The sequence below is a fragment of the Methylobacterium frigidaeris genome, assembly GCF_022179185.1.
Classification (GTDB): Bacteria; Pseudomonadota; Alphaproteobacteria; order Rhizobiales; family Beijerinckiaceae; genus Methylobacterium; species Methylobacterium frigidaeris.
The window spans coordinates 1-255 of the sequence record NZ_BPQJ01000254.1 but is presented as its reverse complement, the minus strand read 5'-3'; the positions used below and the strand labels follow the sequence as shown (position 1 = coordinate 255).

1 protein-coding gene is annotated in these 255 nt (G+C 72.9%); it reads right to left on the bottom strand.

Annotated features, from left to right (window positions below; all coding sequences use genetic code 11):
• On the bottom strand, window positions 1-255 hold a 255-nt coding region (locus MFF64_RS37055), incomplete at both ends, for a hypothetical protein (protein ID WP_238194044.1).

Here is a 255-nt window from a genome sequence, read left to right as displayed (position 1 = left end):
ACACACCGGCCAGGCGATGTCGCCCGCGGTCGCGAGCAGCTCGGGGGCGGTGCCGTAAAAGGTGCCCATCAGCCGTGCCAGAACCGCCCACGCCTCCTCGCGGTCGCCCAAGTGGTCCCGGACGAACGGGCGCAGAGCGTCCCCCGCGGCTTGGATCCGCGCCGCGAAGAGCAGGAAACCGAGGGACAGCACGTCCAGGACGCGGGCTGCTGGGCCGTGCGCGGTCGCGTACTCCGCGGGTCCGTCGAGGACACC